At 70.5% G+C, this 25315-nt stretch carries 23 protein-coding genes; 13 read left to right on the top strand and 10 right to left on the bottom strand.

Annotation, left to right across the window (positions count from 1 at the left end):
* Positions 1-101: 101 nt before the first annotated feature.
* Positions 102-2666 carry an ATP-dependent Clp protease ATP-binding subunit gene (locus tag ACLKM7_RS00855; protein WP_436445122.1) on the top strand — a complete coding sequence of 855 codons (2565 nt, stop codon included), beginning with the start codon at positions 102-104 and terminating at the stop codon, positions 2664-2666.
* A gap of 107 nt (positions 2667-2773) precedes the next feature.
* Positions 2774-3409 carry a glyoxalase gene (locus ACLKM7_RS00850; RefSeq protein WP_436445121.1) on the top strand — a complete coding sequence of 212 codons (636 nt, stop codon included), beginning with the start codon at positions 2774-2776 and terminating at the stop codon, positions 3407-3409.
* A 21-nt stretch (positions 3410-3430) separates the two neighbouring features.
* Here ACLKM7_RS00850 and ACLKM7_RS00845 read toward each other — a convergent pair whose 3' ends face one another.
* Positions 3431-4150 (bottom strand): DUF72 domain-containing protein, encoded by a 720-nt coding sequence (locus tag ACLKM7_RS00845; RefSeq protein ID WP_436445120.1) that lies wholly within the window; start codon positions 4148-4150, stop codon positions 3431-3433.
* Between the two features lie 173 nt (positions 4151-4323).
* Here ACLKM7_RS00845 and ACLKM7_RS00840 point away from each other — a divergent pair, with 173 nt between their 5' ends.
* The 8 genes from ACLKM7_RS00840 to ACLKM7_RS00805 all read left to right on the top strand — a co-directional run bounded on the left by ACLKM7_RS00840 (position 4324) and on the right by ACLKM7_RS00805 (position 11888).
* A complete protein-coding gene (locus tag ACLKM7_RS00840; RefSeq protein WP_436445119.1) occupies positions 4324-5061 on the top strand; it encodes a DUF1684 domain-containing protein in 738 nt (245 codons plus the stop codon).
* A gap of 66 nt (positions 5062-5127) precedes the next feature.
* The gene (locus ACLKM7_RS00835) at positions 5128-6651 is read left to right on the top strand and encodes an ABC transporter substrate-binding protein (RefSeq protein WP_219982203.1); all 1524 of its coding nucleotides are present in this window, start codon (positions 5128-5130) and stop codon (positions 6649-6651) included.
* Complete coding sequence (locus tag ACLKM7_RS00830) at positions 6645-7655, top strand: ABC transporter permease (protein ID WP_436445747.1); 1011 nt, start codon at positions 6645-6647, stop codon at positions 7653-7655. Before ACLKM7_RS00835 ends, ACLKM7_RS00830 begins: the two co-directional genes overlap by 7 nt.
* Positions 7652-8533 carry an ABC transporter permease gene (locus ACLKM7_RS00825; protein ID WP_436445118.1) on the top strand — a complete coding sequence of 294 codons (882 nt, stop codon included), beginning with the start codon at positions 7652-7654 and terminating at the stop codon, positions 8531-8533. The genes ACLKM7_RS00830 and ACLKM7_RS00825 overlap by 4 nt, the downstream gene beginning before the upstream one ends.
* Positions 8530-9360, top strand: a complete 831-nt coding sequence (locus tag ACLKM7_RS00820) for an ATP-binding cassette domain-containing protein (protein WP_436445117.1) — start codon at positions 8530-8532, stop codon at positions 9358-9360. Before ACLKM7_RS00825 ends, ACLKM7_RS00820 begins: the two co-directional genes overlap by 4 nt.
* Positions 9357-10157: an ABC transporter ATP-binding protein gene (locus ACLKM7_RS00815; protein ID WP_436445116.1), complete on the top strand. Its 801-nt coding sequence runs from the start codon at positions 9357-9359 to the stop codon at positions 10155-10157. Before ACLKM7_RS00820 ends, ACLKM7_RS00815 begins: the two co-directional genes overlap by 4 nt.
* A gap of 43 nt (positions 10158-10200) precedes the next feature.
* Positions 10201-11100 (top strand): LLM class flavin-dependent oxidoreductase, encoded by a 900-nt coding sequence (locus ACLKM7_RS00810; protein ID WP_436445115.1) that lies wholly within the window; start codon positions 10201-10203, stop codon positions 11098-11100.
* Positions 11097-11888, top strand: coding sequence for an LLM class flavin-dependent oxidoreductase (locus ACLKM7_RS00805; RefSeq protein ID WP_436445114.1), 792 nt, complete (start codon positions 11097-11099; stop codon positions 11886-11888). The genes ACLKM7_RS00810 and ACLKM7_RS00805 overlap by 4 nt, the downstream gene beginning before the upstream one ends.
* A gap of 7 nt (positions 11889-11895) precedes the next feature.
* On the opposite strand, the gene ACLKM7_RS00800 is transcribed toward ACLKM7_RS00805, so the two are convergent.
* Complete coding sequence (locus tag ACLKM7_RS00800) at positions 11896-13152, bottom strand: endonuclease/exonuclease/phosphatase family protein (RefSeq protein ID WP_436445113.1); 1257 nt, start codon at positions 13150-13152, stop codon at positions 11896-11898.
* Positions 13153-13270: 118 nt separating this feature from the next.
* Positions 13271-13708, bottom strand: a complete 438-nt coding sequence (gene arfB / locus ACLKM7_RS00795; protein WP_436445112.1) for an alternative ribosome rescue aminoacyl-tRNA hydrolase ArfB — start codon at positions 13706-13708, stop codon at positions 13271-13273.
* A gap of 59 nt (positions 13709-13767) precedes the next feature.
* Between arfB and ACLKM7_RS00790 the strand changes: the two genes are divergently transcribed.
* The 3 genes from ACLKM7_RS00790 to ACLKM7_RS00780 all read left to right on the top strand — a co-directional run bounded on the left by ACLKM7_RS00790 (position 13768) and on the right by ACLKM7_RS00780 (position 17241).
* Positions 13768-14775, top strand: a complete 1008-nt coding sequence (locus ACLKM7_RS00790) for an epimerase (RefSeq protein ID WP_436445111.1) — start codon at positions 13768-13770, stop codon at positions 14773-14775.
* Between the two features lie 172 nt (positions 14776-14947).
* Positions 14948-16528 carry an ATP-dependent DNA ligase gene (locus ACLKM7_RS00785; protein WP_436445110.1) on the top strand — a complete coding sequence of 527 codons (1581 nt, stop codon included), beginning with the start codon at positions 14948-14950 and terminating at the stop codon, positions 16526-16528.
* An 11-nt stretch (positions 16529-16539) separates the two neighbouring features.
* Positions 16540-17241 carry an NAD-dependent deacylase gene (locus ACLKM7_RS00780; protein ID WP_436445109.1) on the top strand — a complete coding sequence of 234 codons (702 nt, stop codon included), beginning with the start codon at positions 16540-16542 and terminating at the stop codon, positions 17239-17241.
* 55 nt (positions 17242-17296) lie between these two features.
* Here the strand turns inward: ACLKM7_RS00780 and ACLKM7_RS00775 are convergent, their stop codons facing one another.
* The 7 genes from ACLKM7_RS00775 to ACLKM7_RS00745 all read right to left on the bottom strand — a co-directional run bounded on the left by ACLKM7_RS00775 (position 17297) and on the right by ACLKM7_RS00745 (position 25301).
* The gene (locus ACLKM7_RS00775) at positions 17297-18568 is read right to left on the bottom strand and encodes a sugar ABC transporter permease (RefSeq protein ID WP_436445108.1); all 1272 of its coding nucleotides are present in this window, start codon (positions 18566-18568) and stop codon (positions 17297-17299) included.
* Positions 18565-19389: an ATP-binding cassette domain-containing protein gene (locus tag ACLKM7_RS00770; protein WP_436445107.1), complete on the bottom strand. Its 825-nt coding sequence runs from the start codon at positions 19387-19389 to the stop codon at positions 18565-18567. Before ACLKM7_RS00770 ends, ACLKM7_RS00775 begins: the two co-directional genes overlap by 4 nt.
* Positions 19390-19477: 88 nt before the next feature.
* Positions 19478-20560, bottom strand: coding sequence for a substrate-binding domain-containing protein (locus tag ACLKM7_RS00765; RefSeq protein ID WP_436445106.1), 1083 nt, complete (start codon positions 20558-20560; stop codon positions 19478-19480).
* A 189-nt stretch (positions 20561-20749) separates the two neighbouring features.
* Entirely contained in the window at positions 20750-21910 is a 1161-nt protein-coding gene (locus tag ACLKM7_RS00760) for a sugar ABC transporter permease (RefSeq protein WP_436445745.1), read from the bottom strand.
* 77 nt (positions 21911-21987) lie between these two features.
* Positions 21988-22923, bottom strand: a complete 936-nt coding sequence (locus tag ACLKM7_RS00755) for an ATP-binding cassette domain-containing protein (protein ID WP_436445105.1) — start codon at positions 22921-22923, stop codon at positions 21988-21990.
* Between the two features lie 56 nt (positions 22924-22979).
* Positions 22980-24068 carry a sugar ABC transporter substrate-binding protein gene (locus ACLKM7_RS00750; protein WP_436445104.1) on the bottom strand — a complete coding sequence of 363 codons (1089 nt, stop codon included), beginning with the start codon at positions 24066-24068 and terminating at the stop codon, positions 22980-22982.
* 9 nt (positions 24069-24077) lie between these two features.
* Positions 24078-25301 (bottom strand): ROK family transcriptional regulator, encoded by a 1224-nt coding sequence (locus ACLKM7_RS00745; protein WP_436445103.1) that lies wholly within the window; start codon positions 25299-25301, stop codon positions 24078-24080.
* Positions 25302-25315 lie beyond the last annotated feature (14 nt).

Raw genomic sequence — 25315 nt, 5'->3', positions numbered from 1 at the left:
ACGAGGGCGGGAATAGCGAGCAACTCTTGCCGTTGAACTTGATACGGCTGTGCTCAAGTTCGTAAACTTGACACTCCTCCACTCAAGTTCAGGAGAATCGAATGCCCGAAGACTTCACCCCTTCGAACGGTGCCGACGACAGCTCGCGCGCCTTCGACGAGTTCCTCGCGCGCTACCTCGCGGGCGAACAAGCCCGCGCCGAGCGGTCGATCGATCTGAGTCGCTTCCTCGGTGCGCGCACGCAGGACCTGCTGCAGCGCGCGGGTCGTTACGCGCTCGAGCGCGGTCAGCGTGAGCTCGACGCTCTGCACGTGCTGCGCGTGCTGGCATCCGAACCGCCCGCCTCCGACGCGATCGAGCGCATCGGGGCCGACGCACGCGCCATCGTGCGCGCGGCGGAGGAACGGCTGCCGTCCGCCTCTGCGGCGGCAGACGTCGATGGCGCGGTCGTCACCCCGTCCGTGCAGCGCGCGCTGTTCCACGCCTTCCAGGTTGCCCGCTCTTCGGGGTCGACCTACGTCGACCCGGAGCACCTGTTCTTCGCCCTCGTGCTGGCCCAGGACACCCCCGCGGGTCAGGTGCTGGCTCGCGCCGGCGTCACGGCCGAGGCGCTCACCCAGAGCGTGCGCGAGACGGTCGCCCCGAGCGGCGACGCGTCCACCGATGCGGGACCGGATGCCGCGGCATCCGGAACACCCATGCTCGACACGTACGGCACCGACCTCACCGCACGCGCGGCGGCGGGTGACCTCGACCCGGTCATCGGCCGCGCCGACGAGATCGAGCAGACGATCGAGATCCTCAGCCGCCGCACCAAGAACAACCCGGTGCTGGTCGGAGAGGCCGGCGTCGGCAAGACCGCCATCGTGGAAGGTCTGGCCCAGGCGATCGTCGACGGCATCGTTCCCGAGCAGCTGCTCGGCAAGCGCGTGGTCGCGCTGGATCTGGCCGCGATGCTCGCGGGCACCCGCTACCGCGGTGACTTCGAGGAGCGCCTGACCAAGACGATGGACGAGATCTCGGAGCACAAGGGCGAGCTCATCGTCTTCATCGACGAGGTGCACACGGTCGTCGGCGCCGGCGGCGCGGGCGACGGCGGCATGGACGCGGGCAACATCCTCAAGCCCCGCCTCGCGCGCGGCGACCTGCACCTGGTCGGTGCGACGACGCTCAAGGAGTACCGCACGGTCGAGAAGGATCCGGCGCTCGAGCGCCGCTTCCAGCCGGTCAAGGTCGGTGAGCCGTCCGTCGAGGATGCCGTCCGCATCCTGCACGGACTGAAGCCCGCGTACGAGGAGCACCACGGCATCGTCTACACCGACGAGGCGCTGCGCGCCGCCGTCGAGCTGAGCGACCGGTACCTCACCGAGCGTGTGCTGCCCGACAAGGCGATCGACCTCATCGACCAGGCGGGTGCGCGGCTGCGCCTGCGGCTCGGCGCCCAGGTCGATGTGACAGCGCTCGTGGAGCGGCTGGCGACGCTGGAGGCGGACAAGAACGCCGCGGTGTCGGCTGAGCACTACGAGGAGGCGTCCCGTATCCGCGACGAGATCGCCGACGTGCAGGACCGCCTGGACGAGGCGACGAGCGCCGGTGCCGCCGTGCGCCCCGACGCGATCGTCGACGAGCCCGAGATCGCCGCCGTGATCAGCCGGGCCACCGGCATCCCGGTCAATCGCCTCACCGAGACCGAGCGCGAGCGGCTCGCACAGCTGGAGGAAGAGCTGCACGCCCGCGTCATCGGCCAGGAGGACGCCGTGGCAGCGGTCGCCAAGGCCGTCCGCCGCAACCGCACGGGCATGGGCGACGCGCACCGTCCGGTGGGCTCGTTCCTGTTCCTCGGTCCCACCGGCGTCGGCAAGACCGAGCTCGCGAAGGCGCTCGCGGCGTCCCTCTTCGACGACGAGGGCGCGGTCATCCGCTTCGACATGAGCGAGTTCGGCGAGCGGCACACGGTGTCGCGGCTGGTCGGTGCGCCTCCCGGATACGTCGGCTACGACGAGGCCGGTCAGCTCACCGAGCGAGTGCGCCGAAACCCGTACTCCATCGTGCTGTTCGATGAGATCGAGAAGGCGCACCCCGACGTGTTCAACCTGCTGCTGCAGGTGCTCGACGACGGTCGCCTCACCGATGGTCAGGGACGCACTGTCGACTTCCGCAACACCGTGGTCGTGATGACCTCGAACCTCGGCTCGGAGTTCCTCGCCTCGCGCGGCGGCGCCATCGGCTTCATCGCCGAGGGCGGCGGCTCGACCGGGTTCGGCTCGGAGAAGGACCTGCGCGACCGCGTGTTCGGCAAGCTCCGCGAGGCCATGCGTCCCGAATTCCTCAACCGGATCGACGAGATCGTGCTGTTCCGCAAGCTCGAGAAGGCGCAGCTGCGCGACATCGTACGGCTGCTGCTGGGCGCGAGCGAGGGGCGCCTCACCCGTCGCGAGATCTCGCTCGAGGTGACCGACGCCGCCGTGGACTGGCTGGCCGAGCACGGCTACGAGCCCGAGTACGGCGCGCGCCCGCTGCGCCGACTGATCCAGCGCGAGGTCGACGATCGGATCGCCGAGCTGTTCGTGTCGGGCGAGCTCGTCGACGGCGGATCCGTGAGCGTGGACGCCGCGGGCGACGAGCTCGTGGTGCGCGCCACAGCCCGCATTCCGGCGGCGGCATAGGTCTCGTCCGTAGGTCCGAGCGCCCGGTCCCGCGAGGGGCCGGGCGTTCGCCGTATCGAGCAGGAATCGAGAAGCGTCGTCGGATGCGCGTGCGTAGCGTCGTCCGTATGAGCACCGACACGAACATCCACACCATCACGAACATCCACTCCATCACGCTCGAGGCAGCTGAGCCGGAGGTGGCCTCGGCGTTCTACCGCGACGCCTTCGGACTCGACTCCGAGGTCCGTACGCGCGCGGCCGAGTCACCGAGCGACGGCTTCCGCGGATTCACCATGTCGTTGGTCGTGGCGCAGCCGGCGAACGTGGCTGCGCTCTTCGACGCCGCCGTGGCGCGGGGCGCCGGCGTCCTCAAGCCGGTGCAGAAATCGCTGTGGGGCGTCGGCGGCGTCGTGCAGGCACCGGACGGCGCGATCTGGAACCTCGCCACATCGGCGAAGAAGGACACCATGCCCGTCAGCCGTGCCTTCGAGAACATCGTGCTCCTGCTCGGGGCTGACGACGTGCCGGCGAGCAAGCGGTTCTATTCCGAGCGCGGACTCCGGGTGGCGAAGAGCTTCGGCAGCTACGTCGATTTCGCGACGCCGTCGAGCACGATCGGCCTCGGCCTGTACAAGCGGCGTGCGCTCGCGAAGTCCGCCGGCGTCGACCCCGACGGGTCGGGGTCGCACCGTCTGCGCATCCACTCGGACGGCGGCGGATTCGTCGACCCCGACGGCTTCGAATGGGTGGTCGGGGCGTGATCGAGAGCGTCCCGCCGGGGCTCACGCCGCCAGCATCCGCTTCAGGGTCCGTGCGTTGAACACTGCGTGCGCCTCGCCGTCGTTGTTGAAGTAGGCGTACACGTCGTGGCCGGCGCGCTCCCACTCCCGGATGCGCTCGGCCCACCACGCCAGATCGTCGTCGGAGTACGAGCCGCCGTACAGCCGCTCGGTGTCGGGACCGTGCAACCGCACGTAGACCAGGCGGCTGGTCGCGCGGAGGATGCAGGGGAGCTTCGCGCCGCTCATGACGCAGTACGCGGCGCCATGACGCTCCAGCAGCTGGAACACCTCCTCCTCGTTCCATGACGGATGCCGGAACTCCACGACCGGCCGAGTCCAGTCCGGCAGCGACGTCAGGAAGTGATCCAGCCTCGCGTCGTCGCGCTCCATCGTGGGCGGCAGCTGCACGATCAGCGGTCCGCGGCGCCCTCGCAGGGCGTGGAGTCCTGAGGTCACGCGGTCGATCCACACTTCCGGCTCGCGAAGGCGCCGGGCATGGGTCAGTCCCCTCGGCGCCTTCACCGTCATCTCGAACCCTTCCGGGAGGCGCTCCCGCCACGCGGCGAAGCGCGCCTCGCCCGGCCAGCGGTAGAAGCTGCCGTTCAGTTCGACGGTGTCGAACTCGGCCACGTACTGCGCGAGCCAGCCGCTCTGCGGTCCGTGATAGACCGCGCCGCGCCAATGCGGGTACACCCATCCCGACGTTCCGACGCGTGCCATGGCGCCAGCGTGCAACGGGCGCGACCGGCGGCGAAACGGGGTTGTCCCCACGGCGCGCGGCCACTATGGAGCTGACCTCGGCGGATTCGCACTTTGCCCGAACCCTTCGTTCATAGTGAAACACTGTGAAACGGAATTTCCGGAAGGCGCTCGCGATTTGATCTCCTGTGATGGTGAGTTCTACAGCTCTGCTCGAGCACGAAGACTGGATCGCAGCCCGGCGCCGCAAGGTGACGGAGCCCGACGGCGCGTTGTCGCTGGTGCTGACGCACTGGTCGCCGGCCGGCCGGCCGCCGGTCGATGAGAGCGAAGCGCGCACGGGGCATCCCGACGACGCGCTCTTCACCCGCTTGCAGCGAGCCGACCTCGAAAGCGGTCTGACGCAGGAGGGCTACCGCATCTGGCGGCAGGATTCGCCGGCGCAGCAGGCGTTCGAGGAGATCGAATACTACGACTACGACCCGGCGTGGATCCTTCCCGGCCGCTTCGAGCTGGTCGACGAAGAACGCGTCGTGCCGTTCGAGCACATCAAGGATGCCGGCGCCACCCGCGCGCTGCCGGTCTCGGGCGACCTGGTGTTCGAGGTCGACGGCACCGAGTACCGCCTCAACGCGTTCGACACGGTCTACGGCGGTCACGCCAAGCTGCAGCTGGTGTTCGGCGACCGCACGAACGGAGCCGAGAGCTATGGGGCGGGGCGGTTCCTGTTCCTGGACCACCCGACCTCGGACCACGCGCTCGCCCCGGGCGACAGCATCCCGATCACGATCGACTTCAACCGCGCGACCGTGCCGCCGTGCGGATTCTCGAACCAGATGAACTGCCCTCTGCCGCCGCTGCAGAACCGGCTGCCCTTCCCCATCCGGGCCGGCGAGAAGCGCGTGCGCTTCGCCGACGGCTTCACGCTGTAGCCCGGCGCGCCGCCGGCGCGAACACCCGACCAGCACCTGCTTCACCCGAACAGCAAAGGAACCGACGTGTCCTCACGTATCCGACGTCTGGGAGCCGCGGCCGCGGCTCTCACCGCCGCCGCCCTCGTCCTCGCGGGCTGCGCCTCCGGCGCACCGTCCTCGGGCGGCGCCACCGGCGAGGCCGACCCGAACGCCGAGATCGTCGTCGGCTCGCAGAACGAGCCCACGAACCTCGACCAGATCTTCGGCGGCAGCTCGGGCGTGACCGAGGTGTTCACCGGCAACGTCTACGAGGGTCTGTTCCGGATCACCGACGACGCCACGGTCGAGCCGCTCCTCGCGGCCGAGACCGAGGTGTCGGAGGACGGCCTGGTCTACACGTTCACCCTTCAGGAGGACGCGACCTTCCACTCCGGCGACCCGGTCGACGCTGAAGCGGTCAAGTACAGCCTCGAGCGGTTCGTGAGCGAGGAGTCGATCGCGGCGCGCAAGCGGCAGCTGAGCGTCATCGACCACGTGGACGTCGTGGACGACAAGACCGTCGCCGTCACCCTCACGCAGCCCTCGATCAGCTTCACGTACAACCTCGGCTACGTGTGGATCGTGAATCCGGCAGCGGGCGACCTGACGGCGACCGAGGACGGCAGCGGTCCCTACCAGCTCGCCGATTACCGCAAGGGCGACTCGATCACCCTCGAGCTGAACGACGAGTACTGGGGCGAGGCTCCGGCCAACGGCGGCGTCGTCTACCAGTACTACGCCGACCCGACCGCGCTGAACAACGCGCTGCTGACCGGCGCGGTCGACCTGGTGACGAGCCAGTCCAACCCCGACAGCCTCGCCGAGTTCGAGGCCGCCGGCTTCGAGATCATCGAGGGCACGTCCACCACGAAGGAGCTCCTCGCGTTCAACGACCGCGTGGCGCCGTTCGACAGCGTCGAGGTTCGCAAGGCGATCTACTCCGCGATCGACCGCGAGAAGCTGCTCGACGCTATCTGGGACGGCCGCGGCCAGCTCATCGGCTCGATGGTGCCGCCGTCGGAGCCGTGGTTCATCGACCTCGCCGACAACAACCCGTACGACGTCGAACTCGCCGAGGAGCTGCTGGCCGACGCCGGCTACGCCGACGGCTTCACCTTCTCGCTGGACACGCCAGACTCCGGCGTGCACTCGACCGTCGCCGAGTTCGTCAAGTCAGAGCTCGCGAAGGTCGGCATCACTGTCGAGATCAACGTGATCACCGATGACGAGTGGTACCAGAAGGTCTACACCGACAAGGACTTCCAGGCGACGCTCCAGGGCCACGTCAACGACCGCGACATCAACTTCTACGGCAACCCCGACTTCTACTGGGGCTACGACAACGCCGACGTGCAGACGTGGCTCGCCGACTCCGAGAAGGCGGCGTCGACGGACGAGCAGACCGAGCTGGTGAAGAAGGCAAACCAGCAGATCTCGGACGACGCGGCGAGCGTGTGGCTGTACCTCAACCCGCAGCTGCGGATCGCCGCCGAGGGCGTCAGTGGTGTTCCGCAGAACGGCCTGAACTCGCTGTTCTACGTGTACGGCATCGAGAAGGCGGCATCATAGGCCGTTATCTCCTCCGACGGACAGGATTGCTGCTGCTGGCCTTCGTGCTGGCGGCGACAATCCTGTTCGTCGTGCTGCGCGTGCTCGGAAACCCGGTCTTCGCGCTGATCTCGGTGGGGGCGACGGATGCCGACATCGCAGCCGCCGCGGCTCGCCTGGGCGTCGACCGCCCGATCTGGGAGCAGTACGTCGACTATCTGCGCCAGCTGGTCACGCTCGACCTGGGCCAATCGTTCACGAACCGCCTCTCGGTCGGCGACGAGATCGTCCGGCGCCTGAACGTCACGCTGCCGCTGACGCTGCTCTCGTTCCTGCTCGCCGTGCTCATCGCGGTGCCCGTCGGCTTCTTCGCGGCCTGGAAGTCGCGCACCTGGTACGGCGCGACGTTCTCGGCGCTGTCGCAGCTCGGGGGAGCGGTGCCGGTGTTCTGGGTCGGCATCCTGCTCGTCGCGGTGCTCTCGCTCGGCTGGCGCGTGTTCCCCGCCGGTGGTTTTCCGCGCACCGACTGGGAGGACCCGGGCGCCGCGCTCTACGCGCTCGTGCTGCCGGTCACGACCATCGCGCTCGTGGCCGGAAGCGACCTGGCCCGCTATGTCCGCAGCGCGACCCTCGACATCCTCGGTCAGCAGTACATGCGAGCCGCTCGCGCGACGGGACAGAGCTTCGGTACGGCGCTGTGGCGGCACGGCGTGCGCAACGCCGTCGTGCCGGTCATCTCGATCCTGGCGATCATGCTCTCGACGACGTTCGTCGGCGCGGTGGTGATCGAGCGCGTCTTCGCACTGCCCGGCCTGGGCGACATGCTGCTGGTCGGCATCAAGGAGCAGGACTTCCCGAGCGTGCAGGGCGTGCTGCTCTTCTCGACCGCCCTCGTGCTGTTGCTGGGCTTCGCCGCGGACGTGATCCAGCGCCTGATCGATCCGCGCCTGCGCGGCTCGCTCTCGGGCAACCGACGCACGGCACCGGCGCAGACCGATGCGACCACCGCGGAGGCGGCCGCATGACCGTGACGATCCCCACCATCCCCGACGACGCGACCTCGCCGGCGGCATCCGGACGGCGTCCTCGTGCCCGGCGCTCGATCAACCTCGCCGTGGGCGGCGTGCTGTTCGGCGTCATCGCGGTCGTCGCGCTGGTGTCGCTGGTGTGGACGCCGTTCGGCCTGGAGGACACCACGGGCGAGCGCCTCATGCCGCCGTCTGCAGAGCACTGGGCGGGCACCGATCGCCTGGGCCGCGACCTCTTCTCGCAGCTCATGGTCGGCGCGAGGCTCGCTCTGATCGTCGGGTTCGGCTCCGTGCTGATCGCCGCGATCCTCGGTGTGACGCTCGGGCTCATCGCCGCCGTCGCCAGCCGGTGGCTCGACGATGCGATCTCGAGCCTGCTCGACATCGCGATCGCCTTCCCGACGCTGCTGCTGGCGATGCTCATCGTCGCCTGGCGCGGCGCCTCGATGGAGTCGGCGATCCTGGCCATCGGGCTCGCCGGCGCGGCCGTCATCGCCCGGCTCACCCGGATCACCACGACGCGCGTCCTCGCGCAGGACTTCATCACGGCCTCGCGCACCTCGGGCACGGGGATGCTGCGCCTGATCGGCATCCACGTGCTGCCCAACGTGTGGCCGACGCTGATCGTGCCGTTCGCGCTGCAGTTCGGCGGCGCGGTCGTGGCCGAGGCATCGCTGTCGTATCTGGGTCTCGGGTCGCCGCCCCCGAACGCATCGTGGGGACGCATGCTGCAGGAGGCCCAGAGCACCGTGCTCGTCTCGCCGGCCGCCGCCATCCTCCCCGGCATCCTGCTCGTGGCCACCATCATCGGCATGAACCTGCTCGCCGACGGACTGCGCGACGTCGCCGACCCCGCCTCGAGGAGCATCCGGTGACCGCCCTGCTGACCCTCGACGGACTGGGCGTGCGGTTCGAGGGAGCCGAGCCCCGCACCTTGGTGCACGACGTCTCGTTCGAGCTCGGCGAGGGCGAGCGCCTCGGCATCATCGGGGAGTCGGGGTCGGGCAAGTCCCTGACGGCGCTGGCGATCCTGGGCCTGCTCGCGCACCCCCTGCGCGCCTGCGGTCGCGCCGTGCTGTCGGCATCCGGGGGTGACGTCGACGTGGTCGCCGCGTCGCAGCGCAGGCTGGATCGCGTGCGCGGGTCCGCCGTCGGTGCCGTGTTCCAGGAGCCGCTGGCCTCGCTCGACCCGCTGATGCGCATCGGCAAGCAGCTGGCCTGGCCCTTCGCCCACCATCGCGGACTGCGCGGCGACGCCCTGCGACGCGCGGTGCTCGACGCGCTCGCCGACGTGCAGCTTCCGCACCCCGAGCGCATCGCGCGCGCGTACATCCACGAGATCTCGGGCGGTCAGCGCCAGCGCGTGGCGATCGCCCTCGCGCTCGCGGCGGGTCCGCGACTGCTCATCGCCGACGAGCCCACCACGGCGCTGGACGTGACGGTGCAGGCCGGCGTGCTGGCCCTGCTGCAGCGGGAGGTCGAGGAACGGGGGATGTCGCTCATCTTCATCAGCCACGACCTGCCGGTCGTGGCCGGCATCACCGACCGCGTGCTCGTGATGCGCGACGGCCGGCAGATCGAGCTCGCCGGCACCACGACGCTGCTCACGGCACCCGCCGCGGATTACACGCGCACCCTGGTGTCGGCCTCGCGTGAACTCGAGTCGTTCCTGCCCGGCGGCGGAGAGGGGACGCGACGATGACGGATGCCGAGGGCACGAGGCCGCCGCGAGAGTCGGCGCTGCTGGCCGCCGACCGAGTGAGCTTCCGCTATCACCACGACGCCCCGGTCCTGCATGAGATCGACCTGGCCGTGACCGCGGGTGAGAGCGTGGGGCTCGTCGGGGAATCGGGTGCGGGCAAGACGACGCTCCTGCGCGTCCTGCTCGGACTGGCGACGCCCACCGGCGGGCGTGTTCTGTTCGACGGCGCGCCGCTGGATCGCCGCGACCGGGCCGCGATGCGCCTCTTCCGCCGCGCGGTGCAGCCGGTGTACCAGGATCCGTTCTCGTCGCTCGATCCCCGAGTGCGGGTGGGCGACTCGATCGCCGAGCCCATCCGCTCACTCGGACTGGGGCTGGACCGCGCCGCACGCGCCGGCCGTGTGGCCGAGCTGCTGCGAGCGGTGGATCTGCCGGCGGATGCGGCATCCCGCTATCCCGACGCGTTCTCGGGGGGCCAGCGGCAGCGCATCGCGATCGCGCGCGCGCTCGCACCCGCCCCGCGGCTGCTGCTGGCCGACGAACCGGTCAGCGCGCTGGACACCTCGGTGCGCATGACGGTCATCGAGCTCTTCCAGCGCCTCGCGCGCGAACGCGGCATCGCGATGGTGCTCGTGTCGCACGACCTCACGATCGTCTCGGCGCTGTGCGCGAGGGTGGCCGTGCTGCAGAGCGGACGGGTGGTCGAAGAGGGGCCGACCCATCGCGTGCTTTCTCAGCCGGGGCATCCGTACACGGCACAGCTTCTGAAGGCAGTGCCCAGGCTGCCGGTCGCCTGACCCCGGGCTCGCGTGTGTCGTCCCCCGCTGACAGAGTGGTCGCATGACACGCATCGGCGCGATCTTCAACCCGTACACGCACTCACCCGACGAATTCCGCGACGCCGTCCTCGCCGCAGAGGCGGCCGGCGTGCCGGAGCTGTGGATCTGGGAGGACTGCTTCCGGCAGTCGGCGTTCGCGACCGTCGGCGCCGCGCTCGCGTGGACCGAGCGACTCAAGATCGGCATCGGCATCGCGCCGATGCCGCTGCGCAACGTGGCGGCGACCGCCATGGAGATCGCCACGATCGAGCGCCTGTTCCCCGGGCGGCTGCTCCCCGGCGTGGGGCACGGCGTGCTGCCATGGATGGGCCAGGTCGGCGCCCGCGTCGCCTCGCCGCTGACCCTGATGCGTGAATACGTGCCGGCGCTGCGCGCGCTGCTGGCAGGCGAGCAGGTCGACGTCGACGGGCGCTACGTGACGCTCGACGCCGTCCGACTGGACTACCCGCCCGAGGCCGCCCCGCGCGTGTACGCCGCCGCCGAAGGCCCCAAGACGCTGCAGCTGAGCGGAGAGGTCGCCGACGGCACCGTGCTCGACAGCGGTCATACGCCGGGCGAGATCGCGACCGCGGTCGCGGCGATCCGCGAGGCGCGGGCAGCGGCGGGCTGGGAGGGCGCCGCCGAGAACCGCGCCCGCGAGCTGGACATCGTCGCCTACGTGGTGGCGGCGTTCGGAACGGATGCCGAGGCCCGTGCCCGCGCGGACGTGGGCGACAAGCCCGACCCACTCGAACGCGCGGTGTGGGGTGATCCGGCGCGGGTCGCCGAAGGCGCGCGGGCCTTCTTCGAGGCGGGAGTCGACGAGGTCATCCTGCTGCCCTCGTCACGCGTCGACCTGGCGGAGTTCTACGCCGCCGCCGGTGAGGTCGGTCGTCTCGTCGACGCGACGGCCGCCCGGTGACCGGCCTCCTGTCGATCGGAATCGCCGCGGCGGCAGGACCCGAGCTGGCGGCTCGGCTCGCACCGCTGGTGGAACGGGCAGGGCTCCACGCCCTGTGGGTCAACGACACGCCCGGGCACGACTCGCTCGCGGTGCTCGCCGCCGCCGCCCAGGTCACGCAGCGACTGGTGCTGGCGACCGGCGTGATCCCCATCGATCGGCGCCCGCCCGCCGAGGTCCTCGCCCGTGTGGACGAGCTCGGACTGCCCGTCGACCGGCTCGTGCTCGGCATCGGCTCCGGCGCCGGGGCACCGGGCTCTCTCGGTCGCGTTTCGACGGCTCTGAGGGCGATGCGCGGGACGGGCCCGTCCGGCAGCGCCGATGTCGTGGTGGGTGCGCTCGGGCCGCGCATGCGACGGCTCGCGGCCGAGGCATCCGACGGGCTTCTGCTGAGCTGGCTGACACCCGACCGGGCACGCGCGCAGACCGACGAGGCGCACGCCCTGGCGCCCGCCGCGCACGTGGCGCTGTACGTGCGGGCGGCAAGCGAACCTGCCGCCGGGGCGCGACTCGAGGCCGAAGCGGAGCGCTATGCGGGCTACCCGTCGTACGCCGCCAACTTCACGCGACTGGGCATCACCGCGCGCGACACCGTGATCGGTCCGGATCGGTTCGCCGACGGCATCCGTCACTATCGTGACGCTGCCGACGAGGTCGTGCTGCGCGCGATCGTCGCGGACGAGAGGCCCGACGACTACGAGCGGTTCGTCGAGGCCGTGGCGGCGGAGTCGGCTGCCGCCACGGCCTGACGATCACTCAGTGGCCGGCGTGGCGAAGCTCCAGGTCGATCCACACCAGGCGGTGGTCGCTGCTCGGAAACGGGAACGTCCCGGTGAGGGCCGACAGCGGGTCGGACGAGACGGGCCAGAACACGCCGGCATCGGCGACCCGCAGCTTGCGCGAGGGCAGCACGTAGTCTGCGCGCAGGTTGCCCGGCGCGGTGTCGGCGAAGTCGGCGGTGTCGAAGGCGGGGTCGCCACGGTGGGTGGCGTTCGCGCCGCCCTGCAGCGCGGCGGCCTCGACGGCGCCGTCCGACGTCGGCAGCGGGTCGACGATGCGCTTGTTGCCGAGCAGCTGATCGATCGCGGCGTCCACCGAGTCGCCGTCCAGCGGGTCGGCGTTCTGGTCGCCCGCGATCACGAAGGCCTGTGACGGATTGAGGCCGCCCCACACGCCGGCGTCGTCGTAGATGTAGCGGCCCTGACCCGGGGTGACGTAGTCGGCCCAGAAGCGGATCTCGTCGTGGTTGCGACGCCCGTTGCGGTCTTCGGCGCCGTCGAAGGTGGGCGGAGTCGGGTGCGAGGCCAGCAGGTGCACGGTCTGGCGGCCGACCTGTACCGGGATGTCCCAGTGGGACTTACTCGAGAGCCGCATCACGGCGAGCTCGTCGGGCGAGTACCAGTCGGCCGGTGCCGCCGTCGCCGGGTCGTCGGGCAGCAGCGCGCCGGGCATGTCTTTCCACAGGAAGCGCTGGAAGGTGCGCACGTCGTCCGTGACGATCGGATGCTTCGACAGCACGACCATGCCGTACTGGCCCTCGAACACGCCGAAGCCGAAGGCGTCGTCGCCGCCGCCCACGGTGCCGTCGTTGTTGAGGTCGAATCCGCTCGGGATGCCGGTGTTCGAGGGAGCGACGAACGCGTACGGGTAGTCGAGGGCGGGTGCGCCGTTCTGGCTCACCTCGAGGTAGTTGTCGCGGAAGAGGTCGGCGGCGACCCCGCCCTCGACGTAGTCGAACTCGTTGAGCAGCACGACGTCGGGGTCGGCGCGCTGGATGATCTCGGCCACTGTGCGCGCCTGCGCGTTGGCGCCGGTGGAGAGGTCGGCGACGAGCTGTCCGGGCGCGTTGCGGTTGAGCGACAGGTTGAACGTCGCGACGCGCAGGGGATCGGCCTGGGCCGCTTCGGGGGACCCGACGTGCGGCTGAGCGGCCAGAGCCGGGGTGGCGGCGCCGGTGTCGGCCAGCGCGAGGGCGCCGGCCACGGCGAGCGTGCAGCGGAAGCGGGGGGACATCGGGTCTCCTTCGGGACGGCGTCGTACAGGGGGTGTCGTCAACGCTAGGCGTGCCAGGTGACGCGCGGAAGAACACCGTCCGACGGGATGCCGCTTGTTCCGCTCCCCGTCCCTGGGTTCAGTCTGCGGGGCGGCGGCGCAGCTGTTTGACGTCGGTGCGCCGCTTCTTCGCCGTCAGCCGCCGTTCCTTCGCGCCCCGGCTCGGGGTCGTCGGTCGCCGCGAGGCAGAAGGCGGCCGGATCGCCTCCGCCACGACGGCCGCCAGGCGGGCGCGCGCGGCATCCCGGTTCCGCAGCTGTGCGCGGTGCTCCGAGGCCGCGATCGTGAGCACACCGTCGACGAGACGACCGCTCAGGCGCTCGAGCAGTCGCTCACGCTGCACCGGCGAGAGCGCAGCGGAGCGGGCGGCATCCCACACCAGCTCCGCTCGGGAGTCGGCGGTGTTCACGCCCTGCCCGCCGGGGCCGGACGACCGCGAGAACCGCCAGGACAGCTCGGACTCGGGGATCGTGAGTCCCGAACTGACCCGAAGACCGGGGCGGTGGGGAGCGGGCATGACTCCATCATCCTCTGTGCGTCCGCAGTCGCTCTCGGGTTGGTGCCAGACTGAACGCGATGGATCCCCGTATCGATGCGCCCGTGGCGCGAGGCCGCGCGGTCGTCGCGGGGGCGTCCGGCTTCGTCGGCACTGCTCTCGTGCGTGCCTTCGCCGATGACGGCTACGACGTCCGCACGATCGGTCGCTCCGGCGCCGACGTCACGTGGGTCGACGGCCGCGGCATCCGGTCGCTCGTCGACGGCGCGGCGATCGTCGTGAACCTCGCCGGCAAGTCCGTGAACTGCCGCTACACCGACGCGAACCGCGACGAGATCCTGCGTTCGCGCGTCGAGACGACACGCCTCCTGCGGCAGGCGGTGACGGATGCTGCAGCCCCGCCGCCGCTGTGGCTCAACGCCAGCACCGCCACCATCTACCGGTACGCGATGGACCGCCCGCAGACCGAGGCCGACGGCGAGCTCGGCAGCGGGTTCTCGGTCGACGTCGCGCGGGCGTGGGAGGAGGAGTTCTTCTCAGGGGACCTTCCCGCGACTCGCCGAGTCGCCCTTCGCATGGCGATCGTGCTCGGCGATGGACCGGCCACAGCGACGCTGGTGCGACTCGCCCGTCTCGGGCTGGGCGGGCCGCAGTACGACGGTTGGTGGTTCACGCACCGCCGCTACCGGGGCATCGGATCGCACCCGACCGGCAACGGGCGTGCGCCTTCGCACCGGTCGCGCGGGCGGCAGCGCTTCAGCTGGATCCATATCGACGATGTCGTCGGGGCTGTGCGATTCATCCGCGACGACCCCGGCATCGCCGGTCCGGTCAACCTCGCCGCGCCCGGGGCGAGCGACAACCGCAGCCTCATGGCGACGCTTCGGCGGGCGGTCGGCGCGCCGATCGGGCTTCCGGCGTGGCGCTTCATGCTCGAGCCGGCGATGTGGGTGCTGCGCACCGAGCCCGAGCTGGTGCTCAAGAGCCGGTGGGCGGCGCCTGCCGTGCTGACCGCGGCGGGCTACGCGTTCGCTTTCCCCGAGCTCGAGGGTGCGCTGCGCGAGGTGGTCGCGCGGGCGCGCGCGTGACGCTTTCCGGCGATGCGTGCCCGGGCGGAGGTCGGGTGTGACGGGAGCGGCGGATTCGCGTCCTGCGGGGGAGGGCGGCGCCGAGCCAGCCTGCTGCCGGGACCGCGTCGCACCGAGCAGGCGCGGCCGCATCGGGCGGGCCGGTGTCGTCCGCGGGTGCGAGAATGCGGGAATGCTGCTGCATGAGCTCGTGACGGCGACGGATGCCGTGACCGCGACGTCGTCGAGGCTGGCCAAGGTCGCCGCGCTCGCGGCGGCGCTGCGCGATCTCGACCCGGACGAGATCCCGCCGGCCATCGGCCTGCTCACGGCTCGCCCCCGGCAGGGCCGGATCGGCGTCGGCTGGCGGAGCCTGAACAACCTCGACATCGAGCATGCCGCCGAACCGTCGCTGTCCGTGCTCGACGTCGACACGGCCCTCACGCGGCTCGCCGTCGCCGACGGACCAGGATCCGTCGCCGTCCGGCGCGGTGCGCTCGACGAGCTTGCGGGGCGGTCCACGGCGGGGGAGTGGGACTTCCTCGCGCGCGTGATCCTCGGCGAGCTGCGCACCGGCGCGCTCGAGGGCGTCCTGCTCGACGCGATCGCGAAGGCCTCCGAGCGGGATGCCGCGACCGTGCGCCGTGCCGCGATGCTGTCAGGGGATCTGGGCGAGACGGCGCGTATCGCGCTCACCGGCACCCCCGACGACCTCAACGCCGTCGGCCTGGAGGTCGGCCGCGGCGTCCTGCCGATGCTCGCCTCGACGGCGGCCTCGACGGCGGAAGCGCTCGCTGCCCTCGGAGGCGCAGCATCCGTCGAGTACAAGCTCGACGGCGCCCGCATCCAGGTGCATCGCGACGGCGACACCGTGCGCGTCTTCACTCGCAGCCTGGCCGACATCACGCATCGTGTGCCCGAGATCGTCGATGCCGCCCGGGCTCTGCCCGCGCAGCGCGTGATCCTCGACGGCGAGACGCTGTCGCTCGACGAGGACGGCGGACCCAGGCCGTTTCAGGACACCATGGCCCGGTTCGGCTCGCTGATCGTCGACGGGCGTGACGAGGGCGCGGCGGCCGTCCTGCGGCCGTGGTTCTTCGACATCCTGCACCTGGACGGCCGGGACCTGATCGACGAACCGCTCGCGACCCGGCTCGATGTGCTCGAGCAGATCGCGGGGCCCTCCCGCATGCCCGGCATCGTGACCGACGACGCCGAGCGGGCCGAGCAGTTCTCGCGCGAGGCGCTCGCAGCCGGCCACGAGGGCGTCATGGTAAAGGGCATCGACTCCGCCTACGCCGCCGGGCGGCGGGGCAAGAGCTGGATCAAGGTCAAGCCGGTGCTGACGTTCGATCTCGTGGTGCTGGCCGTGGAGTGGGGCTCGGGACGACGAACCGGGCAGCTGTCCAATCTGCACCTGGGTGCGCGCGACCCCGACGGGTCGTTCGGTGAACCCGGAGGCTTCGTCATGGTGGGCAAGACGTTCAAGGGGCTCACCGACGAGACCCTGCGGTGGCAGACCGCGCACTTTCCGACGATCGAGACGCACCGTTCGGCCTATGCCGTGCACGTGCGACCCGAGACGGTGGTCGAGATCGCGATCGACGGCGTGCAGCGCTCGACGCGCTACCCGGGCGGTGTCGCGCTGCGGTTCGCGCGCGTGAAGGGCTACCGGCCCGACAAGCGCCCCGACGAGGCCGACACGATCCAGTCGCTGCGCGCGCTGCTGAGCCGGTCGCCGTCCGCGTCCACGTCCACCGCCGGGGACGCGTAGGACCCGACTCGATGACACGGATCGTCGTGCTCACCGGCGCCGGTATCTCGGCCGAGAGCGGCGTGCCGACCTTCCGCGGTCCCGACGGGCTGTGGGAGGGGCACCGCGTCGAAGACGTCGCCACGCCGGAGGCGTTCGAGATCGACCCCGAGACCGTGCTGGCCTTCTACGACGCTCGGCGCCGGGCTCTGGCGGGCGTGGAGCCCAATCCTGCCCACCGCGCGCTCGCCCGGCTCGAGGGGGCGATCGGCGATGACCTGCTCGTCGTGACGCAGAATGTCGACGACCTTCACGAGCGCGCGGGCTCGCGCAACCTGGTGCACATGCACGGCGAGCTGCTGCGCGCCCTCTGCGCCGCGTGCGGTGCACGCCCGGTGTGGCAGTCGGACCTGATCGAGCGTCCGCCCTGCCCTGCCTGCGGCGAGCGGATGCTGCGCCCCGACGTCGTCTGGTTCGGCGAGATGCCGTACGACCTCGAGCGCATCGAGCAGGCCATCCTCGTGTGCGACATCTTCGTCTCGATCGGCACGTCGGGCGCCGTGTATCCGGCGGCCGGGTACGCCGCGCTGGCGGCGGCCTGCGGTGCGCGCACGGTCGAGCTGAACCTCGAGCCCAGCGAGGCCCTCGTGCCCTTCGACGAGGTGCGCGCCGGCCCGGCGAGCCGCGTCGTGCCGGGATGGGTGGAGGAGCGCCTCGCGATCCACGGACCGTGACACGCGCGAGCGCCGGACGGATACCCGCCCGGCGCCCGCGACGCAGTCCGATCGACTAGGTTCTGGCACCGCCTGAGCGCAGCCGCGACAGGGCATCCACAGTCGCGGCGAGGATCAGCACGCCACCGGTCACGAGCAGGTTGATGCCCGCCGGCAGGTTCAGCAGGGCAAGGCCGTTGGTGATGACGGCGATCACGAGCGCGCCGATCGCGGCGTGGATGAGGCGCCCTCGTCCACCGAACAGGCTCACGCCGCCGACGACGGCCGCGGCGACGCCCGAGAGCACGATGTCGCGGCCGACGGTGGCGTCGACCGATCCCACGCGGGCGACGCTGAGCAGAGCCGAGAACACCGCGAGGCTCGAGCAGATGACGAACGCCCACCACTTGATCCAGCGCACCTTGATGCCCGAACGACGCGCGGCCTCGGCGTTGCCGCCGATCGCGTAGACGTAGCGCCCGAACTTCGTGCGGTCGAGCACGAACGACCCGATCCACAGGATGGTGAGCACGACGGGCACGACGATCGGCACACCGGCGACCTCGACCACGGACTGCCCGCGGTTCTGGTTCAGGATGTACACCACGGTGCCGCCGATGACCGCGATCACCGCCAGCTTGATCCACACCAGCGACACCGTGCGGTTGGGCACACCGGCACGGGAGCGCCGGGCGCGGTCCCAGAACGAGGTCCCGGCCGAGATCGCAAGCATGATCACGAGCATCAGCCAGCCGCCCCAGACCGGCAGGTTGCCGTTCTGGATCGCGACGAGCTCGGGCACCTCGAGACGGTACAGCCCGCCGGGGCCGATGATGACAAGCGCCAGGCCCTGGAATCCCAGGAAGAGCCCCAACGTCACGACGAACGATGGAATCCCGATCCGGGCGACGAAGAAACCTATCAACGCACCGGTCAGGAAGCCGAAGCCGAAGCCGATGAGCAGCGCGAGCGGCCAGGGGATGCCGAACTGGGCGTTCAGCACGACGAACAGCGCCATGCCCACGCCGCCGGTCACACCGGCCGACAGGTCGATCTCGCCCAGCAGCAGCACGAACACCAGCGCCATGCCGAGCACGACGAGGGTGGCCGCCTGGTTCAGCAGGTTGGCGAAGTTGCGCTCGGTGAGGAAGAACGGGCTCAGGATCGAGAACAGGATGCCGAGCACCACGAGTCCGCCGACGGCGGGGAGTGCCCCCATGTCACCGCCGCGCACGCGCTGCCACCAGGCCTGCACCTGATCCATCAGCCCGCCTTCGACGCCGCTGCCGATCAGGTCGCTCGCGACCGGGTCGGGTGCCGCCTCGGTCCGGGTCGCGTTGCTGCTCATTCCACGCCTCCTTCGGTGCGGATGGTCTCGGTGCCGACGATCTGCACGCCGAGGGTCTTGGTGCCGGTGATGTATCCCACGACGTCGTCGCGGGTCGTCTGGCTCGTCGGGATCTGCGCGACCATCTGGCCGAGGTAGAGCACGGCGATGTCGTCGGCGACCTCGAACACGTCGGCGAGGTTGTGGCTGATGAGGACCACTGCCACGCCCTGCTCGGAGAGACGCTTGACCAGGTTCAGGACCTGCTCGGTCTGCGCGACGCCGAGTGCGGCGGTCGGCTCGTCGAGGATGACCACGCGCGCCTTCTTCAGCACCGCGCGGGCGATGGCGACAGTCTGCCGCTGCCCGCCCGACAGGCTCGAGACCTTCTGCCGCACCGACTTCACTGTGCGCACCGAGAGGGAGCGCAGCGTGTCGGAGGCGTCCTTCTCCATGCGCCCCTCGTCGAACGTGCCGAGCGACACCTCCTCGCGTCCGAGGAACATGTTCTGCACGATGTCGAGGTTGTCGCACAGGGCGAGGTCCTGGTACACGACCTCGATGCCGAGATGCGCCGCGTCTCGTGGCGTGTGCAGGTCGCGGTGCTCGCCGTCGATGAGGACTTCGCCCTCGTCGTACGGCTGGACGCCGGCGAGACCCTTGATGAGTGTGGACTTGCCCGCGCCGTTGTCGCCGACCAATGCGGTGACTCTTCCGGGGTGGACTTCGAGGTCGACGCCTTTGAGGACGCTGACCGGGCCGAATGACTTCTTGACCCCGATGAGCCGGATGATCGGATCTGTGCCGAGGCCGGTGGCGGGGAGGACGTTGGTGTCTGACATGCTCGCTTCCTTGCGCTGTCGGGTGCCGAGCGCGCGGAGGGCGCCGCGCCTTCGATGACGCGACGCCCTCGCGGCCGTGGTCCGAACGTTACTCGGTCACTCCGTACTGTTCACAGGCGGCAGCGACATCGGGCGTGCAGACATCGTCGAACGACGCGTCTCCGGCCGCGATGACGTCCTTGACCTGTTCGGGGCCGACCAGGACCGGCGTCACCTGGATGTACGGCGTGCCGTCATCGAGCTCGGCGTCCGTCTCGACGTCTTCGCCGTTGAGCAGCGCGATCGCGACCTCGACCGCGGCGGCGGCCTCATCGGCGACGGGCTTGTAGACGGTCGCGGTCTGCCAGCCGAGCAGGATGTTCTGCAGACCGGCCACGTTCGCGTCCTGACCCGACACGGCCACGCCCTGCAGGTTGTTGTCCTGCAGCACCTTGATGACGCCGGCGGCGTTGGTGTCGTTGGCTGCCCAGACGCCATCGACCTGTCCGTTCAAGCTCGTGAGGGCCTGCTCGAAGTTGGTCTGCGACTCGGCCTGGTCCCACACCCCGGGGGGCTCGGCGGCCGCGGTGATGCCGGCCTCCTCCATGACCTCGACGGCGCCGTCGTGGAACATCTTCGCGTTGCCGTCGGTCGGGTCGCCGCCCATGTACACGACGGTGGCGTCGGCCGGGGCGACGCCCTTGGCCTCGAGGCCGTTGAGGACGGTCTGACCCTGCAGGCGGCCGACCTCGACGTTGTCGAACGACACGTAGTAGTCCGCACCGGCGAACGGGCGGTCGTAGGCGATCACGGGGATGCCCTCGGCCTTGGCATCGGCTGCCACGGCCTCAGCGGCGCCCTGGTAGTCCACGAGCAGCATGACGCCGCAGCCCTGCGTGAGCTGCTGATCGGCGATCGTCGAGTAGGTGTTGACGTTGCCCTGCGCGTTCTGGATGTCGACCTCGAAGCCCGCTGCTTCCAGGCCCTCCTGCAGGTAGACGCGGTCGAAGTTCTCCCAGCGGGGGGACGAGGCCGCGTCGGGCAGGATCACGCACGCACGGCCGGCGGCGTCGCCGCCACCGTCGCCGCCATCGCCGCCGTCGGTCGGCGTGCCGCCGCCGGCACAGCCGGCGAGCATCACCGCGGCGGAGCCCGTGAGGGCGGCCACGGTGAGCAGTGAAGACTTCTTCATCTCTTGCCTTTCGTCTTTGAAGGGTGCGATTCCCAGGTCGCCCTGGCGCACATCGTGCTTGGAGCGATCATTTCCTGATCGATTCTTGGCGTCAAGTCTTGAACGTAACGCTTTGGCAACGCCGGACGCCTCGAGCGCGTGCCGGGGGAATTGCGTTCGTGAAATGAAGGCAGATCGGGTCGTGTCGCGTCAGGCGCGTCCGCTCGCCGCGCGGGTGCGTCGCGAGATCGAGTCCACGATCACGGCCAGCACCAGCACGACGCCGGTGACCATGAACTGCACCGACGAGTCGAGGTTCATGAGTGTCAGTCCCGACGAGATCGACTGGATGACGACGATCCCGATCAGCGCGGAGTACGCCGAGCCGCGACCGCCGAACAGGCTCGTCCCGCCGATCACGGCGGCGGCGATCGCGTTGAGATTGACGTCTCCGGTGCCCGAGCTCTGGTTGGCCGAGGCCAGCCGCGCGGCGGCGAGGATCCCACCGACCGCAGCGAGCGCCGAGCAGAGGGCGAAGACCGACAGATAGATCCGCTCGACCCGGATGCCGGCACGTCGCGCCGCCTCGACCGAGCCGCCGACGGCGTACACCGAACGGCCCCAGCGGGTGCGCGTGAGCGCGAAGTTCGCGACCACGACGAGGACCAGGAAGAACACGAACATGACGCCGACGCCGCGATCGAGGTTGAGGTACCACGCGGCGACGACGAGGAACACCAGCAGAGCGGCACTGCGCAGCGCGATCTGGGTGTAGCTCTGGCTCACCAGGTACGCGGACGCGCGGCGCCGGGCGCGCCGCACGAGCGACCAGGCGAAGGCGGCGACCGCCAGCACCGCGGCCACGTACGACGCCCACGCGGGCAGGTACATCTGTTGGGCGAACTGGACGATCCACGAGTCGAACGGGATCCCGATGGAACCCGTCTCGCCCAGCACCCACAGCTGCAGCCCGAGGAAGCCGAGCAGGCCCGCGAGCGTGATGACGAAGCTCGGCAGGCCGAAGCGCGTGAACAGGTACCCGTAGAGCAGCCCGACCAGGCATCCGATCGCCAGGGCGGCCAGAAGGGCGAAGACGAGCGGCCATTGCAGCTGGACGAATGTGACGGCCAGCACGGCCGCCGCAAGGCCCGAGACCGATCCGACCGAGAGGTCGATCTCGCCCAGCAGCAGCACGAGCACCACTCCCAGCGCGATCGTGCCGGTCGCCGCGCACTGCATGGCGAGGTTGCCGACGTTCTCACTCGAGAGGAACACCGGATTGATAAGCTGGAACACCAGCCAGATCACCGCGATGCCCAGGACCGCCGGCACGGCGCCGAGGTCCCCGCCGCGCAATCGAGCGGCGAACATCGCGAGTCCGGCGCGCACTCCACCGGACCCGAACAGCCCCCCGCCGTCGTCGCCTGCGACCTCGTCGCCCGCGAGGCTCATCGACGCCCGTCCGTACGGCCGCCGGGCCGACGGCGCGCGCCGGTCTGCGGCATCCGGATCACCGTTCCACCGCCCGTCGGAGGCGCTGCGTCGTCGCCGTCGGTATTGGCGGGCACGACGTCGTCCGGGGGCGGTGCGACCGGGCCGGGCTGTTCGGCCGCGCGGCGCGAGGCGGCGTTGTCGGCGGCGCCGGTGATGGCTGCGATGAGGGTTTCGCTCGTGACGTCGGCGACGTTGTACACCCCGTTGTTCCGTCCGAGCCGCAGCACCACGACGCGGTCGGCGACGGCCAGCACGTCCGCCATGTTGTGGCTGATCAGGATGACGCCGTGTCCGCGTTCGCGCAGCCGCTCGATCAGGTTCAGCACCTCCGCGGTCTGAGCGACGCCGAGGGCTGCCGTGGGTTCGTCGAGGATGACCACGCGCGGGTCTCCGATGAGCGAGCGGGCGATCGCGACGGTCTGCCGCTGGCCCCCCGACAGCGAAGCCACCGGCACGCGCACCGAGGGGATCTTGGCCGACAGCTCACGCAGCAGGGTCCAGGTGCGCTGCTCCATGTCGACCTCGTCGAGTGTGGCCCCGTCGATGAGCTCACGACCGAGCCACAGGTTGGCCACGACATCGAGGTTGTCGCACAGCGCGAGGTCCTGGAAGATCGTCTCGATCCCCATCTCCTGCGCGTCGGCCGGTGAGCCGATCTGCACGAGATCGCCGTCGAACTCGATCGTGCCGGCGTCGGGCGGGTGGACGCCGGCGAGCACCTTGACCAGCGTCGACTTGCCGGCGCCGTTGTCGCCGACGAGCGCGACCACCTCGCCCTCGTCGACCCAGAAGTCCACGTCGGTGAGCGCCCTGACCGCACCGAATCGCTTTCCGATTCCCCGCATCGTCAGCACGCGCTCCCGTGGGCGTCCCGCCCGCGGGTGCGTCATCGACATCATCGCCCCGACCTCTCCGCCGTCTCGAATCCCCGACCAGGGACAGGACCCTACCCGATGCCCGCAGCTTCGCACGCATCGGCGTACGCGGGCGCGCAGATGTCGTCGACGCTCCAGAAGCCGTCGGCGACGACCGTCTCCATGATGTTGTCGACGGTCACCGCGACCGGCTCCAGGAGCGTCGTGGGTGTGCCGTCGATCTCCATCGGCGCGGTCACCTCTTCACCGCGCAACAGCGCCACGGCGACCTCGGCCGCGAGCTCCGCCTGCGGCTTGATCGCCTTGTAGACGGTCATGTACTGGTCGCCCGTCAGGATCCGCTGAATCGCCGAGAGCTCGGCGTCCTGCCCCGTCACGATCGGAAGCGGATCGACGTTAGCCACGCGCAGCGCCGCGATCGCACCGCCGGCGGTGGCGTCGTTCGCGGCGTACACGCCGGTGATCGCGTCGCCGTGCTGCGCGATCTGACCGGCGACCCACTCCTGCGCCTTCTCGGGGTTCCATCCCGGTGTGTCGTACTCGGCCAGCACCCGCAGGCCGCTGTCGTCGATGACGCTGTGCGCGCCGCGCTTGAACAGCGCCGCGTTGCTGTCGGTGGGGGAGCCGTTGACCATCAGGATGCCCTCGCCTGCGGCCGCATCGCCGATGCCTTCGACGAACGCCTCCGCTTGCAGCAGGCCCACCTTCTCGTTGTCGAACGAGATGTAGTACGCCAGGTCACCGCCGGCGACGAGCCGGTCGTACGACACCACCGGCACGCTTTTCGCGTTCGCCGAGTTCACGATGCTCACCGCGGCGTTGGCGTCGACCGGATCGAGGACCAGGACGCCGGCACCGGCGGCCAGTGCCGACTCGGCCTGCTGCTGCTGCTTCGCCGCATCCTGATCGGCGTTGGAGTACAGCACGTCGTAGTCGCCGAGCTCGGCCACGCGAGCCTCGAACAGCGGCCGGTCGAACGTCTCGTAGCGCGCCGTCTTGGCATCGGGCAGCAGCAGGGCGATCGTGTCGTCGGCCGCCCCGCTCGCTCCGGGATCGGCCGACCCAGCGCACGCGGCCAGCGCCACGCTGAGGACGGCGGCGGCGGATGCTGCCGCCACCGCTCGACGTGCCCTCGTGAGGGCTGCTCCCGATCCCGGCATCGGTTGAGTTTACGCCGAGAACGGCAGCGACGACGCGGCGGGAAGATCGGGTGAAGCGGGCAGGTTCTGGGCATCGACCGTGACGTGGTCGACGGCGATCGCGATCGCTCCGCGCGCTTCGGCCCACTCCCCGAAAGAGGCGCCCACGATCTCGGGCAGGCCACCCGCCGCGGGCAGCGCCGTGCGCTCGAGGGAGTGCCGCATCGGAGCCATCAGGATCTCGCCTGCCTGACCCAGCTCGCCGCCCACGACGATCAGCTCGGGGTCGAAGAGGTTGCACAGGCTCGCCGCCGCGATGCCGATGTGCCTGCCCGCGTCGGCGATCACGCGCCGGGCGCTGCCGTCGCCGGCCTCGGCCGCGTGCAGGAGGTCGCCCAGCCGGTGCATTCCGACGCTCGGCGGGAACAGCGACAGCAGAGCCGGTCCGCCGGCATACGTCTCGAGGCATCCGCGATTGCTGCAGCGACAGATCGGACCGTTCTCGTCCAGTGTCACGTGGCCGATCTGGCCGGCCTTGCCGTTGAAGCCGCGGAAGAGGTCACCGCCGACGATGAGCCCGGCGCTGATCGTGTGGCCGACGCGGATGAAGACGGAGGAGGCGGCCGTGCGGCCGTTGCCCTCGCGAGCCTCGGCAAGTCCGCCCAGGTTGGCTTCGCTGTCGACGTGCACCTGGCGGCCGATGCGGGCCGACAGGCTCTCGGCGACCGCGACGCCCTCCCAGCCGCGGAGCAGGCCCGGCGTCGAGATCATGCCGGTGCGGGGATCGATGGGGGCGGGCAGAGCCAGCCCGACCGAGAGCAGATCCGACAGCGATCCGCCGATCGTCTCCATCATGTCGCCGAGCAGCAGCGCCAGCCGGTCGAGTTCGGCGTCGTGGCGGTGGTCCAGCGGCAGCGGCAGCGAGGACTGCGTCACGATCGTGCGGGCGGTGTCGGCGATGGCGATCCGCAGGTGCCGCGAGCTGTAGTGAACGCCGGCGACCAGGCCCAGTCTGCGCGCGAGCGACACCAGCGTCGCGCGCCGGCCGCTGCGCGACGTGAAGGACGTGTGGAGCAGGCCGGAGGCCGTCAGCTCCTTGACGATGTTCGAGACCGTGGCAGGCGACAGACCGGTGCTGCCGGCGAGTTCGATCTGCGTCAGACGGCCGTGGCGCTTGAGGGACTCGACCACGCGCGCCCGATTGGCCTCGCGCAGCGAGGTCTGCGAGCCCGGCGGCGGGTTTCGGCGTGCCACAGAGCACACTGTAC

It is taken from the genome of Microbacterium sp. I2 (assembly GCF_051364985.1).
GTDB lineage: Bacteria > Actinomycetota > Actinomycetes > Actinomycetales > Microbacteriaceae > Microbacterium.
This window is presented reverse-complemented; position numbering and strand designations above follow the sequence as displayed.